A 15960-nucleotide genomic window follows, 5' to 3' on the forward strand; every position below is an offset into this window, starting at 1 on the left:
GTACGGTGTGTTATTTGACGACAGTGGCCGACTCGATCACGATCGGCGAGGCCGGCACATTGCGCATGGGGCCGTAGGCCGTGGTCGGCACGCTCTTGATCTTGTCGATCGTGTCCATGCCTTCCACCACCTTGCCGAAGACTGCGTAGCCGTTGCCGTCCGGCTGCGGGTAGTCGAGATTCGGATTATCCACCACATTGACGAAGAACTGCGCGGTGGCCGAATCGGGGTTGCTGGTACGCGCCATGGCCAGCGTGCCGGCCTTGTTCTTCAGGCCGCCGCGGGCTTCCAGGGGAATCGGCGCGCGCGTGGGCTTTTCCTTCATGTCGCGGTCGAAGCCGCCGCCCTGCACCATGAAGCCGTTGATCACGCGATGGAAGATGGTGCCGCTATAGAAGCCGCTTTTCACGTATTCCAGAAAGTTGGCCACGGTCTTGGGCGCCACGTCCGGGTACAGCTCGACCGTGAACTTGCCGGCGCTGGTGACGAACTGGACGCGCTCGGCGGCCTTCTGCTGCGCCAGCGCGCTGAACGAAGACAACGCGAGTGCACCTGCGGTCAGCGCGGCCAGGGCGATGCGACGGGAACGGATCATGGATGGAACTCCGGTGAGTCGGGATTCAAACGGCCCGGACGCGATTGCGCCCGGACATTGTTGGCAGGGGCGTCAGTTGGCGGCCGGGACGCTGGCCGGGGCCGGGCGCTGGGCCGGAGCCGGCTTGCGGCTGCCGGCCGGCGCAGCGGGGGTCCCGGTCGTGCCCGTCGCCGCTGGCGTGCCGGTGGCTGCCTCCGGGCGCAGCTGGCGCAGCCCGGCGCTGGCGCGGGTATCGGCCGGATTGCGGCGCAGCGCCTCGGCATAGGCCTGCTCGGCCAGGCGCCGGTAGACGTCGCCCAGATTGGTGTAGGCGATGGCAAAGGCCGGCTTGACCTCGGTGGCCAGCAGCAGTTCGGCCTCGGCGCGCTTCAGGTCGCCACGCTTGGCATAGAGCAGTGCCAGGTTGTTGTGGGGCTCGGGCAGCTCGGGGAAGTCCGCCGCCATTTCCGTGAAGGCCTGGATGGCGGCGTCCTCGCGCCCGGACTGCGCCAGCGCCCAGGCGCGCTGGAACCGTGCCTGCGCGTTGCGCGGATTGGCCGCGATCACGCGGTCGAATCCCTTGATGGCGTCGTCATAGCGGCGCGCGTTGGCGGCCTGCTGGGCCTGGGTCATGCCGGGGTCGGTCGAGCGGATGCCATCCAGCGGCGAGGTGGGCGCGGGCAGCGACAGCGGCCCGTGCTGTGCCTGCGCGGGCCCGGCCAGTGCGGCGGCCAGGGCCAGGGCAGCCGCGGCGGCCAATGCGGGACGCGGACGGAGCGGGCGTGCAGGCGCGCCGATCGACGCGGCGGCGAGCGCGGTGGTAGGCGAGGAGGGCAGCAGCAGGCTCATTGAAGACTGGTCCGTTATACTCGGCGGCATTCTAGCAAAGCGGCACGGCCGGCACTAAAGCCATGGCCCGGGCAAGCGTTGGCAAGCGCGGGCGGCCGCGGCAAGTCCACCGGCGCGCGGCCTACCGGCACATCGCCTTCCGGTAAGATATGGGGCGCGGCAGAATTGCGCCAGTGCCGCCTCCCCTGACCATTCACTTCGTTTCATGCAGCCTCTGAACATCTACAACACGCTCGCGCGTGAGAAGCAGCCATTCGTGCCCATCGAACCCGGCAAGGTCCGCATCTATGTCTGCGGCATGACGGTGTACGACTACTGCCACGTCGGCCACGCGCGCGTGATGGTGGTGTTCGACATGGTGCATCGCTGGCTGCGTGCCGCCGGCTACGAGGTGACATATGTGCAGAACATCACGGATATCGACGACAAGATCATCCGACGCGCCGCCGAGAATGGCGAAACCATCGGCGCGCTGACCACGCGCTTCATCCAGTACATGCACGAGGACGCCGCCGCGCTGGGCGTGATCCGTCCCGACCACGAGCCGCGCGCGACCGACTACGTGCCGCAGATGCTCGACATGATCGGCAAGCTGGAAGCGAAGGGCCTGGCCTACCAGGCCAGCGATGGCGACGTGAATTACTCGGTGCGCAAGTTTGACGGCTATGGCAAGTTGTCCGGCAAGTCGCTGGAAGACCTGCGCGCGGGCGAGCGCGTCAGTGCCAACGACGCCAAGCAGGATCCGCTCGACTTCGTGCTGTGGAAATCCGCCAAGGCCAGCGAGCCGCCCGAGACCAGGTGGGATTCGAAGTGGGGCAGCGGCCGTCCGGGCTGGCACATTGAATGCTCCGCCATGAGCTGCGCGCTGCTGGGCGAGCATTTCGACATCCATGGCGGGGGGGCGGATTTGCAGTTTCCGCACCATGAGAACGAGATCGCGCAATCGGAAGGGGCCAGCGGCAAGCCGTTCGTCAACATGTGGATGCATAACGGCTTCGTGCGCATCAACGACGAAAAAATGTCCAAGTCGCTCGGCAATTTCTTCACGATCCGCGAAGTGTTGAAGGCATACGACGCCGAAGTCGTGCGTTTCTTCATCCTTCGCGCGCACTACCGCAGCCCGCTCAACTACAGCGACGCACACCTGGACGACGCGCGCCATGCGCTGACGCGCCTGTACACCGCGCTGAAGGACACGCAGCCCGGCGGCTGCGCGGTCGACTGGGACGAGCCGCATGCCAGGCGCTTCGCCGAAGCCATGGGCGACGACTTCAACACGCCGATCGCGATGTCAGTGCTGTTCGACCTGGCCAGCGAGATCAACCGCACCGGCTCCACCGCCGCCGCGCGCCAGCTCAAGGGGCTGGCCGGCACGCTGGGGCTGCTCGAGCGCGATCCGCATACCTTCCTGCAGGGCGGCAAGTCTGCGGACGGTCCCGGCGCCGAGGAAATCGAAGCCAGCATCGCCGCGCGCAAGGCGGCCAAGGCCGAGCGCAACTTTGCCGAAGCCGACCGCATCCGCGCCGAACTGCTTGCCGCCGGCATTGTGCTGGAAGACAAGCCGGGTGGCGCGACCGAGTGGAGGCGTGCTTGAACGCTGCCGCGCGCAAGCCCGCCAACGCCGCCGTGCCGGCCGCCGCCGGCCGGCCGAAGACGTCCGGCCCGCGTCCGGCCAAGGCCGGCGCCAGCGAGGCACCGCTGTCCGACGGCAAGGCCACGCGCAATGCCAAGGCGGTATTGCCCGAGGCCGACGCGGTACCGCTGCCGGTCGAGACCGTCATCGATGCGGTCCGTCCCGCTTACTGGGACGAAGCCTGCGCCGACCTGATGAAGCGCGACCGTATCCTGCGCAAGATGATCCCGAGCTATGGCCCGGCGCACCTGGTGTCGCGCGGCGATCCGTTCGTCACGCTGGCGCGCGCGGTGGTAGGCCAGCAGATCTCGGTCAAGGCGGCGCAGTCGGTGTGGGAGCGCCTGCACGCGGCCTGTCCCAAGCTGACGCCGGCACAGTTTCTGCGCGCGGGCACCGAGAAGCTGGCCGGCTGCGGATTGTCCAAGCGCAAGGCGGAGTACATGATCGACCTGGCCGACCACTTCAAGGCGGGCCGGGTGCACGTGGCCGAATGGGCGCAGATGGACGACGAAGCGGTGATCGCGGAGCTGACGCAGATCCGTGGCATCGGCCGCTGGACCGCCGAGATGTTTCTGATGTTCAATCTGATGCGGCCCAACGTGCTGCCGCTCGATGATATCGGACTGATCAATGCGATTTCCGCCAACTATTTCAGCGGCGAACCGGTCACGCGCAGCGAGGCGCGCGAGGTGGCGGCCAACTGGGAGCCGTGGCGGACGGTGGCAACCTGGTATATGTGGCGTAGTCTGGACCCGTTGCCTGTGACCTACTAGGCATCGGAACAAGAAAAATCAGAAGCAGGTGCATTGCACGCTATCTGGCAGGCGCTAAGATGGCGGTCAATTTCCGGTAGAATGCGCCCCTTCACAGACAGGTACGTGTGATTTTATGAAAACCACCTTCCTGGATTTTGAGCAGCCCATTGCCGAACTCGAGGCAAAAATCGAAGAACTGCGCTTCGTGCAGGACGATTCGGCTGTCGATATTTCCGAAGAGATTTCGCGGCTGGCCGGCAAGAGCCAGCAGCTGACCAAAGACATCTATGCCAACCTGACCCCATGGCAGGTTGCGCAGATCGCCCGCCATCCCCAGCGCCCGTATACGCTGGACTACGTGCGCGAGATCTTCACCGATTTCCACGAACTGCACGGCGACCGCACCTTTGCCGACGACCTGTCGATCGTCGGCGGCCTGGCGCGCTTCAATGGCCAGGCGTGCATGGTGATCGGCCACCAGAAGGGCCGTGACACGAAAGAGCGCGCCCTGCGCAATTTCGGCATGCCCAAGCCCGAAGGCTACCGCAAGGCCAAGCGCCTGATGGAGCTGGCGGACAAGTTCGGCCTGCCGATCTTCACCTTCGTCGACACCCCGGGCGCGTTCCCCGGCATCGACGCGGAAGAGCGCGGCCAGTCCGAGGCCATCGGCCACAACCTGTACGTGATGGCCGGCCTGAAGGTGCCCCTGATTGCCACCATCATCGGTGAAGGCGGTTCGGGTGGCGCGCTGGCGATCGCCGTGGGCGACGTGGTGCAGATGCTGCAGTTCGCCACCTACGCCGTGATCTCGCCGGAAGGCTGCGCCTCGATCCTGTGGAAGACCGCCGAGAAGGCGCCGGAAGCCGCCGAGGCACTGGGCCTGACCGCGCACCGCCTGAAGGCGCTGGGGCTGATCGACAAGATCGTCAACGAGCCGCTCGGTGGCGCGCACCGCGATCACAAGGCCATGGCGGCGTTGCTCAAGCGTACGCTGGCCGAGTCGCTGCGCCAGTTCCAGGGCATCAGCGTGAAGGAGCTGCAGGCGCGCCGCTACGAGCGCCTGCTGGCCTATGGCAAGTTCAAGGAAACCGGCGCCCCGGAATGATCCGTCCGCCCGGCTGACCGACAAGGTCGCACAGGCCCTGCAGGGCGGTGCGGCCTTTGTTGTTTCTGGGGACGGCGCGCCGGTGATCGCGGTGGCGTTGTCGGGCGGTCGCGATTCGGTCGCACTGCTGCATGCCGCGTGCGCCGCCACGCAGGGCACGGCGGCGCGCGTGGTGGCGCTGCACGTGCATCACGGGCTGCAGGATGCCGCCGACGAATGGGACAGCTTCTGCGAGGCGTTGTGCGCGCAGTGGCAGGTCGGTTATTTCGTGCGCCGGGTGGCGGTACGGCCCGCGGCGGGCGAGGGCGTGGAAGCCGCCGCGCGCCGCGCCCGCTATGCGGCGCTGGCGGCGATGTGCGCCGACAGCGGGGCGCGCCTGCTGCTGTTCGCACACCACCAGGACGACCAGGTCGAGACCGTGCTGCTGCGGCTGTTTCGCGGCGCGGGCGTGGCTGGCATGGCCGGCATGCCGGCTATCCGGCCGCTCGATGCGCAGGGCGGCGTGATGCTGCTGCGGCCGTGGCTGGACGTGAGCCGCGATGAGATCGATGCCTATTGCGCCGCCAATGCGCTGCGCTGGATCGACGATCCCTCCAATGCGGATGCGCGCTATGCCCGCAACGCCTTGCGCGCGCAGCTGCCGGCGCTGGTGTCGGCGTTCCCCGCGCTGCGCGCCAACGTGGTCCAGGCCGCAGCGCATTTCGCACAGGCCAGCGAGCTGATCGACCAGTTGGCCGCCGCGGCGATGGCGCAGCTGGCGCATCCGGGCCGCGATGCCGATACGCTGGCCGAACTCGACCTTGCCGGTTTGCGCGCGCTGCCGGCGCCGCAGGCCGATGCGGTGCTGCGGCTGTGGCTGCGCGACCTCGGCGCGCGCGCGCCATCGACCGCGCGGCTGGCGGCGATGCGCACGCAACTGGTCGCGCACGAGGGCGGCGAGCCTGCCATCGCCCACGACGGCCTGGTTCTGCGCCGCTTCCGCGACCGTGTGCTGGCCTGCACGCCGCCACCTGCGCAACCTCCCGAAACTGTATCGCTCGACTGGCGCGGCGAGGACCGCATCGTCGTGCCCACATGGCGCGGCGAGCTGCGCTTCTACCGTGACGACAGCTTCGGCGTGCCGGAAGCCGTGCTGCGCCAGCCGCTGCGGCTGGCGCAGCGTGCCGGCGGAGAACGGCTGGTGCTGCGCCCCGGCGGCCCGGCGCGGGCGCTCAAGCAAGCCTGCCAGGAAGCTGGCATCCCCGCCTGGCGCCGGGCTTGGCTGCCACTGCTGTGGGCAGGCGACATCCTCGTGTTTGCCGCCGGCCTCGGCATGCACCGCCGCTGGCCGGCGGACTCGGCGGCGCCGCGCTGGCGCATCGAATGGCATGCGCAGCCACCTCAAGTGCCGGGCGCTCCGCGCTGAGCGCGCCCGCCGTTGCGGCGACCCGCCGCGTAGAGCACATCGGGAAACCCGCAAACCTCGGCTTCGCCTTGCCTGATAAGCCTTGTTCGTGTATTTTCGAAAGCTTTGCACAATCGCTGGCGTCGACAAGAAGATGGCTCTCATCGTTCACAAATACGGCGGCACTTCGATGGGTTCCACGGAACGCATCAAGAATGTCGCCAAGCGCGTTGCCAAGTGGCACCGCGCCGGTCACCGCGTAGTCGTGGTGCCTTCGGCCATGTCGGGCGAAACCAATCGCCTGCTGGGACTCGCCAAGGAAATTTCGCCGCAGCCGAATCCGCGTGAACTGGACATGCTCGCCTCCACCGGCGAACAGGCCAGCGTGGCACTGCTGGCAATCGCCCTGCACGGCGAGAACATCGACGCGGTCAGCTACACCGGCTGGCAAGTGCCGGTGAAGACCGACTCGTCGTACACCAAGGCGCGTATCGAATCGATCGACGACGAGCGCATCCTCGGCGACCTCGACGCCGGCCGCGTGGTTGTGATCACCGGCTTCCAGGGCATCGACGACGACGGCAACATCACCACGCTGGGCCGCGGCGGCTCGGACACCTCGGCCGTGGCCATTGCAGCCGCAATCGAAGCCGACGAGTGCCTGATCTACACCGATGTCGACGGCGTGTACACCACCGACCCGCGCGTGGTCGAGGACGCCCGCCGCCTGGACCAGATCACCTTCGAGGAAATGCTGGAAATGGCCAGCCTCGGCTCCAAGGTGCTGCAGATCCGCTCGGTGGAGTTCGCCGGCAAGTACCGCGTGAAGACCCGCGTGCTGTCGTCGCTGACCGACCCGCTTATGCCGCTCGAGCAGGAAATGCACTCGGGCACGCTGATCACTTTTGAGGAAGAGTCTGAAATGGAAGCAGCCGTCATCTCCGGCATCGCCTTTGCCCGTGACGAGGCCAAGATCACCGTTCTGGGCGTGCCGGACAAGCCGGGCATCGCCTACCAGATCCTGGGCCCGATCGCCGACGCCAACATCGACGTCGACATGATCATCCAGAACCAGTCCGTCGACGGCAAGACCGACTTCACCTTCACCGTGCCGCGCGCCGACTACCAGCGTGCGCTGGCGATCCTGGACGACGGCGTGAAGACGCACATTGGCGCGGGCAGCGTTTCGGGCGACCCGAAGGTGTCGAAGGTGTCGGTGGTGGGCGTTGGCATGCGTTCGCACGTGGGCATCGCCAGCAAGATGTTCCGCACGCTGTCGGAAGAGGGCATCAACATCCAGATGATCTCCACCTCGGAAATCAAGATCTCGGTGCTGATCGACGAGAAGTACATGGAGCTGGCCGTGCGCGCCCTGCACAAGGCCTTCGAACTGGAACAGGCGTGATCCGTTCGTAAGCATGTTCTGACGGCGCTGCAGATTTTGTGTTGAGTCATCGATTTTTCATTGACCAACCCGCTTGGCGTCGTTAGAATACGCGCTTCGTTGTGTGGCTCCCTCACACAACGCAAGTTTGGGAGACGTGGCCGAGAGGTCGAAGGCACTCCCCTGCTAAGGGAGCATCCGGGCCAAAACCTGGATCGAGGGTTCGAATCCCTCCGTCTCCGCCAGCAATGGCGGCGAACCCCGGAAGATCGCGGTCTTCCGGGGTTTTGTTTTTCTGGGCGCCGTTTTTGCAGCGCTGTTCCTTGTGGCCCGCGGTTCCAGCCGGCCCGCCGTGCCCCGCTACGTGCAATTGTCCCGATACGCCTGCTGCAGTTCCTTGCGAGACTTGTCGCGCTCGACCTTTGGTACCGGCCGGCCTTGCGCGTTCTGTGTCGCCGTGGCGGTCGACTGGTACGTGCGCTTCTTCGATGCGGCGTTGTACTGCTCTTTCAGCGATTCGCATTTGTCGCGCGTGATCTGGTCGGGGTCGAGCGTGGGAGCCGACGGCGGGCGGTAGGGGTTGCTGCCTTCCTGCACGGCTTCCGAGATGGCACCTGCGGCGCCCTTTGGCGGGGATTGCTGCCCCAGGGCTGCCGAGGCGCTGCACAGTGCCAGCAAGCCGGTCAGCAGCCATCTTGTCGATATCGGCATTTTGTCCCTCCTTGATAGCCGGGCAGCCGGGCGGCTTCCTTGACACCATCATATGTGCCGTGTCCGGAATTGCCAGAATCCGATGTCGGCGGGCCGGACCTGCGTGTCAGTGCAAGGGAAGGGCAATGGCACGCCGCCAGGCCCGCGATTTGCGTTCTGGCGCTGCCTGCCATAAACCTAATTCAGGGACGCGCCCGCAAGGGCATTCAGGGCTTCAGGAGACGTCAATGAGTGTGCTGATGCTTTCGAACGTCGACGTGGAAACCACCGACGACGAGATCCGCGATTTCCTCATCCGCTACGGATTCCCGGCGTTCGACGAGCTCGAGCGCCTGCCGGGGGATGGCTCGCGTCCGGCGGTGGCGGTGCATTTCAATGCAGTGGAGGACGCCGCGCTGCGGATGCTGCAGCCGCGCATCAATCATCTGTTCTGGAAGAAGCGCCAGGTTGAGGCAATGGTGCTCACGGAGCGCTTCGAATAGGCGGGAAGGACCTGCGGGCGCGAAGTCCCGCAGGCTGCAGGCCGTGCCTGCGGGGTGCCGGCGCTTAGCCGACGAAGGCCTTTTCGAGCACGAAGTGGCCGGGCTCGCTCATATTGCCTTCCTCGAAGCCACGCTCCTCCAGCATGACGCGGATTTCCTTGAGCATGTCGGGGCTGCCGCACAGCATCAGGCGGTCGTTTTCGATCGAGAACGGGGGCACACCCAGGCGCTCGAACAGTTCGCCAGACTCGATCAGCTCGGTGATGCGGCCGCGCGTGTGGAAATCTTCGCGCGTGACGGTGGGGAAATAAACCAGCTTCTCACGCACCATCTCGCCCAGGTACTCATGCTCGGGCAGGTGCTCGTTCAGCAGTTGCTGGTAGGCCAGTTCGTCGACATAGCGGCAGGTGTGGGTCAGCACGATCTTGTCGTAGCGCGCGTAGACCTCGGGATCGCGGATGATCGACAGGAACGGGGCCAGGCCGGTGCCGGTGGCCAGCAGCCACAGGGTCTTGCCGGGCAGCAGGTTTTCGACCAGCAGGGTGCCGGTCGGCTTCTTTCCGACAAAAATCTGGTCGCCTTCGCGCAGGTGTTGCAGGCGCGACGTCAACGGGCCATCCGGCACCTTGATGCTGAAGAATTCCAGGGTTTCTTCATAGTTGGCGCTGGCGATGCTGTAGGCACGCAGCAGCGGGCGGCCATTGACTTCCAGGCCGACCATGGCGAACTGGCCGTTTTCGAAGCGGAAACCCGGGTCGCGCGTGCAGGTGAAGCTGAACAGCGTGTCGGTCCAGTGGTGAACGGAGAGGATGGATTGCTGGTAGAGGTTGCTCATCGAAGAAAACGCCAAGGCCCGCGGGCAAGCCGCCGGGGAAGATGGTGACCGGACATGTACGCCTGTCGGCGGTACCGGCAAGGCGGCGGATCACGGGAACGCAATGATCCACTTCGTCGCGTATTGTAAAACGGTAGCGGCGGACGTGCCCGGGCGGCGTCGACGGAACCCCGCCCGGGATAGGGTTATGCGCAGCAATGAAATCCGGAATTTCATTTCTGAAACCCGTTTGCCCGGATTGCAGTGCCGGATCTTGCGAAATCAACGAAATCCGGCTTGGCCCGCTTTTTGCGCTCCGAGACCCCGCCGCACGTCCAGCCGTCGTGCCGGCAAAGCTGCCGTGACCCGACGATCGCATTGCGTTGCAGGGCAGGCGCCCTTGGTCTTGAACAGGAATGCTTCGCGATGTACTACGGAACCAATGCAGCCGGCGCAACTGGCGCAGAATGCCGCGCGCTTGCCGCAGACGCCAGCCAGCCACGTGCCGGCCACCGCCACGACGATTGCTGCGGCGGCAAGCCGGCACCCCAGCGTACCAACTGGGCCTGGGCGGCCGTGGCAAGGCATGACGACTGGATGGATTCACACACACCCTTTGCGCAGTTTGCGCATTTCGACTAGCCGCCGGCCACGGCACCTGCCGTGGCGCTGTTCCTTCGAATGACTCGAGCTGCCGCGCCCCCCGCGCGCCGTCTCATTGCCTTGTGCGTGCCATGAACTACGCTCCCATCAAATCCCTGCTGATTGCCAACCGTTCCGAGATCGCGATCCGCGTGATGCGGGCCGCGGCCGAGATGAATATCCGGACCGTGGCGATCTATTCCAAGGAAGACCGCCTCGCCCTGCATCGCTTCAAGGCTGACGAGAGCTATCTGGTCGGCGAGGGCAAGAAGCCGCTCGCGGCCTATCTCGATATCGACGACATCCTGCGCATCGCGCGCCATGCGAAGGTCGATGCCATTCATCCGGGCTACGGCTTCCTGTCGGAGAATCCGGACTTCGCGCAGGCGGTGATGGATGCCGGCATTCGCTGGATCGGCCCGTCGCCGGAGGTGATGCGCAAGCTTGGCAACAAGGTGGCGGCGCGCAATGCGGCGATCGAGGCGGGCGTGCCGGTGATGCCGGCCACCGACCCGCTGCCGCATGACCTGGAAGCCTGCAAGCGGCTGGCCGCGGGCATTGGCTATCCGCTGATGCTCAAGGCGAGCTGGGGCGGCGGCGGGCGCGGCATGCGCATCCTGGAGAGCGAGCAGGACCTGGAAGGCTCGCTGGCGGCGGCGCGGCGCGAGGCGCTGGCGGCGTTCGGCAACGACGAGGTCTATGTCGAGAAGCTGGTGCGCAACGCGCGCCACGTCGAAGTGCAGGCGCTCGGCGACACGCATGGCAATCTTGTGCACCTGTACGAGCGCGACTGTACCGTGCAGCGGCGCAACCAAAAGGTTGTCGAGCGTGCGCCCGCGCCTTACCTCGACGATGCCGGCCGTGCCGAGTTGTGCGAAGCGGCGATGCGGCTGATGCGCGCGGTCGGCTATACCCATGCCGGCACGATCGAGTTCCTGATGGATGCCGATTCCGGCCAGTTCTACTTCATCGAAGTCAACCCGCGCATCCAGGTCGAGCACACGGTCACCGAGATGGTCACCGGGGTCGATATCGTCAAGGCGCAGATCCGGATCACGGAAGGCGGCCATATCGGCATGACCGAGAACACGCGCAACGAGAACGGCGACATTGTCGTGCGCGCCGCGGGCGTGCCGGTCCAGGAGGATATCCACCTGAACGGCCACGCGCTGCAATGCCGGATCACGACCGAGGATCCCGAGAACGGCTTCCTGCCTGACTACGGCCGCCTCACCGCGTACCGCAGCGCCGCCGGCTTCGGCGTGCGCCTGGATGCCGGCACCGCCTATGGCGGCGCGGTGATCACGCCGTACTACGATTCGCTGCTGGTCAAGGTCACCACCTGGGCGCCGACCGCGCCCGAGTCGATCCGGCGCATGGACCGCGCGCTGCGCGAGTTCCGCATCCGCGGCGTGGCCTCGAACCTGCAGTTCCTCGAGAACGTCATCAACCATCCCGCGTTCCGCGCCGGCGATGTCACCACGCGCTTTATCGACAAGACGCCGGAACTGCTCGAATTCACCAAGCGCCTGGACCGCGCCACCAAGCTGCTGCGCTACCTGGGCGAGATCAGCGTCAACGGCCACACGGAAATGACCGGCCGGACGCTGCCGCCGTTGCCGCTACCGCAGCCGGTGCTGCCCGCGGTCGACAACAGCAGGCCGCTGCCTTACGGCATGCGCGACCGCCTGCGCGAACTTGGCGCCGAGAAGTTCTCGAAGTGGATGCTCGAGCAGAAGCAGGTGCTGCTGACCGACACCACCATGCGCGACGCGCACCAGTCGTTGTTCGCCACGCGCATGCGCACCGCCGACATGCTGCCGATTGCGCCGTTCTATGCGCGCGAGCTGTCGCAGCTGTTCTCGCTGGAATGCTGGGGCGGCGCGACTTTCGACGTGGCGCTGCGCTTCCTGAAGGAAGACCCGTGGCAGCGCCTTGAACAATTGCGCGAGCGCGTGCCGAACGTGCTGTTCCAGATGCTGCTGCGCGGCTCCAATGCCGTCGGCTACACCAACTATGCGGACAACGTGGTGCGCTTCTTCGTGCGCCAGGCGGCCAGTGCGGGGGTTGATGTGTTCCGCGTGTTCGATTCGCTCAACTGGGTGCGCAACATGCGCGTGGCGATCGATGCTGTGCGCGAAAGCGGCGCGCTGTGCGAAGGCGCGATCTGCTACACCGGCGATCTGTTCGACCCGAAGCGCTCGAAGTACGACCTGAAGTACTACGTCGGCATCGCGCGCGAACTGCAGCAGGCCGGCGTGAACGTGCTTGGCATCAAGGACATGGCCGGCATCTGCCGCCCGCAGGCTGCGGCTGCGCTTGTCAAGGCGCTCAAGGAAGAGACCGGGCTGCCGGTGCATTTCCATACGCACGACACCAGCGGCATTTCGGCCGCGTCGGCACTGGCCGCGATCGAGGCCGGCTGCGATGCGGTGGACGGCGCGCTCGATGCGATGAGCGGGCTGACTTCGCAGCCCAACCTGTCGAGCATCGCCGCGGCGCTGGCCGGCAGCGAGCGCGATCCCGGCCTGAGCCTGGAGCGCCTGCACGAAGCCTCGATGTACTGGGAAGGCGTGCGCCGCTACTACGCGCCGTTCGAATCCGAGATCCGCGCCGGCACCGCCGACGTGTACCGCCACGAGATGCCCGGCGGCCAGTACACCAACCTGCGCGAACAGGCGCGCTCGCTCGGCATCGAGCATCGCTGGACCGAGGTGTCGCAGGCGTATGCCGAGGTCAACCAGATGTTCGGCGATATCGTCAAGGTAACGCCGACCTCCAAGGTGGTCGGCGACATGGCCCTGATGATGGTGGCCAATGACATGACGGCCGCGGACGTGTGCGACCCGGCCAAGGAAATCGCTTTCCCGGAATCGGTGGTGTCGCTGTTCAAGGGCGAACTGGGCTTCCCGCCCGACGGTTTCCCCGCGGGGCTGTCGCGCAAGGTGCTGCGCGGCGAACCGCCCGCGCCGTACCGGCCCGGCGACCAGATTCCGTCGGTCGACCTCGATGCCGCGCGTGCCGCCGCGGAAGCGGCGTGCGAGGAGCCGCTCGACGACCGCCAGCTGGCGTCGTACCTGATGTACCCGAAGCAGGCTGTGGAATACCACGCGCATGTGCGCAACTACAGCGACACCTCGGTGGTGCCGACGCCGGCATTCCTGTACGGCCTGCAGCCGCAGGAAGAAGTGGCCATCGACATCGCCGCCGGCAAGACGCTGTTGGTTTCGCTGCAAGGCACGCACCCCGATGCCGAGGAAGGCCGCATCAAGGTCCAGTTCGAACTGAACGGGCAATCGCGCACGGCACTGGTCGAGCAGCGCAGCACCACGCAAACGGCATCCGCGCGCCGGAGCCGTCCGGTGGCCGAGCCCGACAATCCGCTGCATGTCGCCGCGCCCATGCCGGGCTCGATCGTGACCGTGGCGGTGCAGCCGGGGCAGCGCGTGGCCGCGGGCACGACGCTGCTGGCGCTGGAGGCGATGAAGATGGAAACCCATATTGCGGCCGAGCGCGACTGCGAGATCGCCGTGGTGCACGTGAAGCAGGGCGACCGGGTGGCGGCGAAGGACCTGTTGATCGAGTTGAAGCCGGCGGAGTGACGTGGCTGGCGCCGCGGCAGCGCGGCGCCAGGCCGGCGCCCGCGCCATGCCCTGCGCAGCCTGCGCGATGCGTTGCGCCAGCAGCGTGGCAGCTGCCGTGCGCGACCTCGCCGAGGCGCGCGCATTCTATGGCGAGTTGCTTGGCTGCTACGGCGGGCTGATGTGGCGCGGGCGGCGAGCCGCGAGCGGTGCCTGGCGCATCGTTCCATGCGGAGAACAGCAGCCCCCGCGGGGCGTCTCCGCGGGGGCCTTGCAGGAACTGCAGTGCCGGAGAACCTACTGCACGTTGCCCGCGACCGCGATCACCTGGCCGGTGATGTAATTCGAATCCGGCGAGCAGAACAGGTACACGCCGCCTGCCGCTTCCTCCGGCGTGCCGCCGCGGCCGAGCGGGTTGCGCTGGGCGTGCGACTTCAGCATTTCCGGGTTCAGGCCGACGCGGATCTCGCGGCCTTCGATGTTCACCGTGGCACCGGCATTTGCGTCGGCCGAGGTCATGCGGGTGTGGATCAGGCCGAAGGCCACCGCGTTCACGTTGACGTTGAATCGGCCCCATTCGCGCGCCATGGCGCGGGTCATGCCGATCACGCCGGCCTTGGCGCCGGAGTAGTTGATCTGGCCGGCGTTGCCGTTCAGGCCGGAAGTCGACGAGATATTGACGATCTTGCGGTACACCTCGCGGCCGGCTTCCTTGTCGGCAGCCGCCAGCGCCTTGATATGCGGGTAGGCAGCGCGCAGGATGCGGAATGGTGCGGTCATGTGGCAATCCAGGATGGCGTACCACTGTTCGTCGCTCATCTTCTGCACCACGTCGTCCCAGGTGAAGCCGGCGTTGTTGACGATGATGTCGATGCTCTTGAAATTGCTCATCGCCGTGTCGATGAAGCGGTCGGCGAAATCCGGCGCGGTCACGTTGCCCACGCACGCCACCGCCTCCACGCCCATTGCCTTCAGCTCTTCTACCGTCTGCTGCGCCGGTTCGGCGTCGAGGTCGTTGATGACCAGCCGCGCGCCTTCGCGCGCCAGGCGTCTGGCGATCGCATTGCCGATGCCTCGGCCCGAACCGGTGACCAGTGCCACCTTGCCTTCAAGTGCTCCCATTGCTGACTCCTTTGTGCTCGATTGGATTTACAGGGCAACGACCGCTTCGCCGAGGATCTTGGTTTCGCCGTACTGGTTGCCGGTCTGGATTTCCAGCCTGATGCGCTGCTCTTTGCCATCCGGGCCGTCCACTTCCAGCTTCTCCACTATGCGGCCGCTGCAGGTGATGCGATGGCCCAGGTGCGTGATGCCGACGAAGCGCACGCCGAACTGGCGCAGCTGGCGCTGGTCGACCCACTGCGTCAGCAGGCGGCCGAGATAGGCCATCGACAGCATGCCGTGCGCGAACACGTCGGGCATGCCGGCCTTGCGTGCGTAATCGATGTCGATGTGGATGGCGTTGTGGTCGTTCGATGCGCCGGCGAACAGTGCCAGCGTGGTGCGGTTGATCGGTTCCAGCCTCAGCGGCGGCAGGGTGTCGCCCACCTTGACCTGGTCGAAACTCAGTTTGCTCATGTGGGGTCTCCGGTTCAGCCGTTGCGCTGCACCAGCACGCTGCGCAGGTCGGCAACGTGTTCGCCGTCCTGGTTGGTCACGCGCGTATTGCGCACCACGAATTCCAATGCTCCGTTCTTCTTGTCGTAGATGTCCTCGATGGTGGTGCGCAAGTGCAGCACGTCGCCCGCGTAGGCCATGCGGTGGTAGGTGAAGGACTGCTCGCCGTGCAGGATGCGCTCGGGCCTGATGCCGAGTTCGTCGCGCCAGGCGCTGGGCGGATTGGCCAGCTCGAGCGAGAACAGGAAGGTCGGTGGCAGCGGCAGTCCGGGATGGCCGACGTCGCGCGCGGCGGCTTCGTCGAGGTAGACCGGATCGGTCTGGCCGGTGGCCTTGGCGAAGAAGCGCAGCTGGCTGGCCGGCGCGGACGTGCGGAAATCCGCAATGACCTTGCCGATGTGTTTCTTGTCGATCATGGATAGTCTCCCG

At 66.2% G+C, this 15960-nt stretch carries 14 protein-coding genes and 1 tRNA gene; 8 read left to right on the plus strand and 7 right to left on the minus strand.

Features of this window, described 5'->3' with window-relative positions; all coding sequences use genetic code 11:
* Positions 1–10 precede the first annotated feature (10 nt).
* Both J8I82_RS10565 and J8I82_RS10570 read right to left on the minus strand, forming a co-directional pair.
* On the minus strand, positions 11–595 hold the full coding sequence (locus tag J8I82_RS10565) for a peptidylprolyl isomerase (RefSeq protein ID WP_133097495.1): 585 nt from the start codon (positions 593–595) through the stop codon (positions 11–13).
* Positions 596–667: 72 nt separating this feature from the next.
* Positions 668–1423 (minus strand): tetratricopeptide repeat protein, encoded by a 756-nt coding sequence (locus tag J8I82_RS10570; RefSeq protein WP_209757062.1) that lies wholly within the window; start codon positions 1421–1423, stop codon positions 668–670.
* 205 nt (positions 1424–1628) lie between these two features.
* On the opposite strand from J8I82_RS10570, the gene cysS reads away from it, so the two are divergent.
* The 6 genes from cysS to J8I82_RS10600 all read left to right on the plus strand — a co-directional run bounded on the left by cysS (position 1629) and on the right by J8I82_RS10600 (position 7929).
* On the plus strand, positions 1629–3017 hold the full coding sequence (gene cysS, locus J8I82_RS10575; RefSeq protein ID WP_209757064.1) for a cysteine--tRNA ligase: 1389 nt from the start codon (positions 1629–1631) through the stop codon (positions 3015–3017).
* A complete protein-coding gene (locus J8I82_RS10580) occupies positions 3014–3829 on the plus strand; it encodes a DNA-3-methyladenine glycosylase family protein (RefSeq protein WP_209757066.1) in 816 nt (271 codons plus the stop codon). The genes cysS and J8I82_RS10580 overlap by 4 nt, the downstream gene beginning before the upstream one ends.
* 115 nt (positions 3830–3944) lie before the next feature.
* On the plus strand, positions 3945–4916 hold the full coding sequence (locus J8I82_RS10585; RefSeq protein ID WP_029046926.1) for an acetyl-CoA carboxylase carboxyltransferase subunit alpha: 972 nt from the start codon (positions 3945–3947) through the stop codon (positions 4914–4916).
* Positions 4882–6321, plus strand: a complete 1440-nt coding sequence (gene tilS, locus J8I82_RS10590; protein WP_209757068.1) for a tRNA lysidine(34) synthetase TilS — start codon at positions 4882–4884, stop codon at positions 6319–6321. Before J8I82_RS10585 ends, tilS begins: the two co-directional genes overlap by 35 nt.
* Before the next feature lie 133 nt (positions 6322–6454).
* Positions 6455–7705 (plus strand): aspartate kinase, encoded by a 1251-nt coding sequence (locus tag J8I82_RS10595; protein WP_063238703.1) that lies wholly within the window; start codon positions 6455–6457, stop codon positions 7703–7705.
* Between the two features lie 130 nt (positions 7706–7835).
* Positions 7836–7929: transfer RNA gene (locus J8I82_RS10600), tRNA-Ser, on the plus strand.
* 115 nt (positions 7930–8044) lie between these two features.
* On the opposite strand, the gene J8I82_RS10605 is transcribed toward J8I82_RS10600, so the two are convergent.
* Complete coding sequence (locus J8I82_RS10605) at positions 8045–8395, minus strand: hypothetical protein (RefSeq protein ID WP_209757070.1); 351 nt, start codon at positions 8393–8395, stop codon at positions 8045–8047.
* Positions 8396–8622: 227 nt separating this feature from the next.
* On the opposite strand from J8I82_RS10605, the gene J8I82_RS10610 reads away from it, so the two are divergent.
* Positions 8623–8877 (plus strand): RNA-binding protein, encoded by a 255-nt coding sequence (locus J8I82_RS10610; protein WP_209757072.1) that lies wholly within the window; start codon positions 8623–8625, stop codon positions 8875–8877.
* A 64-nt stretch (positions 8878–8941) separates the two neighbouring features.
* Here J8I82_RS10610 and J8I82_RS10615 read toward each other — a convergent pair whose 3' ends face one another.
* Positions 8942–9712: a ferredoxin--NADP reductase gene (locus J8I82_RS10615; RefSeq protein ID WP_209757074.1), complete on the minus strand. Its 771-nt coding sequence runs from the start codon at positions 9710–9712 to the stop codon at positions 8942–8944.
* A 713-nt stretch (positions 9713–10425) separates the two neighbouring features.
* Here J8I82_RS10615 and J8I82_RS10620 point away from each other — a divergent pair.
* The gene (locus J8I82_RS10620; protein WP_209757076.1) at positions 10426–13935 is read left to right on the plus strand and encodes a pyruvate carboxylase; all 3510 of its coding nucleotides are present in this window, start codon (positions 10426–10428) and stop codon (positions 13933–13935) included.
* A 276-nt stretch (positions 13936–14211) separates the two neighbouring features.
* Here J8I82_RS10620 and J8I82_RS10625 read toward each other — a convergent pair whose 3' ends face one another.
* From J8I82_RS10625 to J8I82_RS10635, 3 genes are read right to left on the minus strand one after another with little or no spacing between them, the layout of a single operon-like run.
* Entirely contained in the window at positions 14212–15036 is an 825-nt protein-coding gene (locus J8I82_RS10625; protein WP_209757078.1) for an SDR family NAD(P)-dependent oxidoreductase, read from the minus strand.
* Between the two features lie 27 nt (positions 15037–15063).
* The gene (locus J8I82_RS10630) at positions 15064–15492 is read right to left on the minus strand and encodes a MaoC family dehydratase (protein ID WP_209757080.1); all 429 of its coding nucleotides are present in this window, start codon (positions 15490–15492) and stop codon (positions 15064–15066) included.
* 14 nt (positions 15493–15506) lie between these two features.
* Positions 15507–15947, minus strand: coding sequence for a MaoC family dehydratase N-terminal domain-containing protein (locus tag J8I82_RS10635; RefSeq protein ID WP_209757082.1), 441 nt, complete (start codon positions 15945–15947; stop codon positions 15507–15509).
* Positions 15948–15960 lie beyond the last annotated feature (13 nt).

The sequence above is a fragment of the Cupriavidus consociatus genome, from assembly GCF_017814975.1.
Classification (GTDB): Bacteria; Pseudomonadota; Gammaproteobacteria; order Burkholderiales; family Burkholderiaceae; genus Cupriavidus; species Cupriavidus consociatus.

What these genes read in the sequence shown, in the direction of transcription:
- J8I82_RS10630 (WP_209757080.1), bottom strand. Translation starts at nt 15,492, where the DNA reads ATGAGCAAACTGAGTTTCGACCAGGTCAAGGTGGGCGACACCCTGCCG.
- J8I82_RS10570 (WP_209757062.1), bottom strand. Translation starts at nt 1,423, where the DNA reads ATGAGCCTGCTGCTGCCCTCCTCGCCTACCACCGCGCTCGCCGCCGCG.
- J8I82_RS10610 (WP_209757072.1), top strand. Translation starts at nt 8,623, where the DNA reads ATGAGTGTGCTGATGCTTTCGAACGTCGACGTGGAAACCACCGACGAC.
- J8I82_RS10595 (WP_063238703.1), top strand. Translation starts at nt 6,455, where the DNA reads ATGGCTCTCATCGTTCACAAATACGGCGGCACTTCGATGGGTTCCACG.
- tilS (WP_209757068.1), top strand. Translation starts at nt 4,882, where the DNA reads ATGGCAAGTTCAAGGAAACCGGCGCCCCGGAATGATCCGTCCGCCCGG.
- J8I82_RS10620 (WP_209757076.1), top strand. Translation starts at nt 10,426, where the DNA reads ATGAACTACGCTCCCATCAAATCCCTGCTGATTGCCAACCGTTCCGAG.
- J8I82_RS10635 (WP_209757082.1), bottom strand. Translation starts at nt 15,947, where the DNA reads ATGATCGACAAGAAACACATCGGCAAGGTCATTGCGGATTTCCGCACG.
- J8I82_RS10625 (WP_209757078.1), bottom strand. Translation starts at nt 15,036, where the DNA reads ATGGGAGCACTTGAAGGCAAGGTGGCACTGGTCACCGGTTCGGGCCGA.
- J8I82_RS10565 (WP_133097495.1), bottom strand. Translation starts at nt 595, where the DNA reads ATGATCCGTTCCCGTCGCATCGCCCTGGCCGCGCTGACCGCAGGTGCA.
- J8I82_RS10585 (WP_029046926.1), top strand. Translation starts at nt 3,945, where the DNA reads ATGAAAACCACCTTCCTGGATTTTGAGCAGCCCATTGCCGAACTCGAG.
- J8I82_RS10615 (WP_209757074.1), bottom strand. Translation starts at nt 9,712, where the DNA reads ATGAGCAACCTCTACCAGCAATCCATCCTCTCCGTTCACCACTGGACC.
- cysS (WP_209757064.1), top strand. Translation starts at nt 1,629, where the DNA reads ATGCAGCCTCTGAACATCTACAACACGCTCGCGCGTGAGAAGCAGCCA.
- J8I82_RS10605 (WP_209757070.1), bottom strand. Translation starts at nt 8,395, where the DNA reads ATGCCGATATCGACAAGATGGCTGCTGACCGGCTTGCTGGCACTGTGC.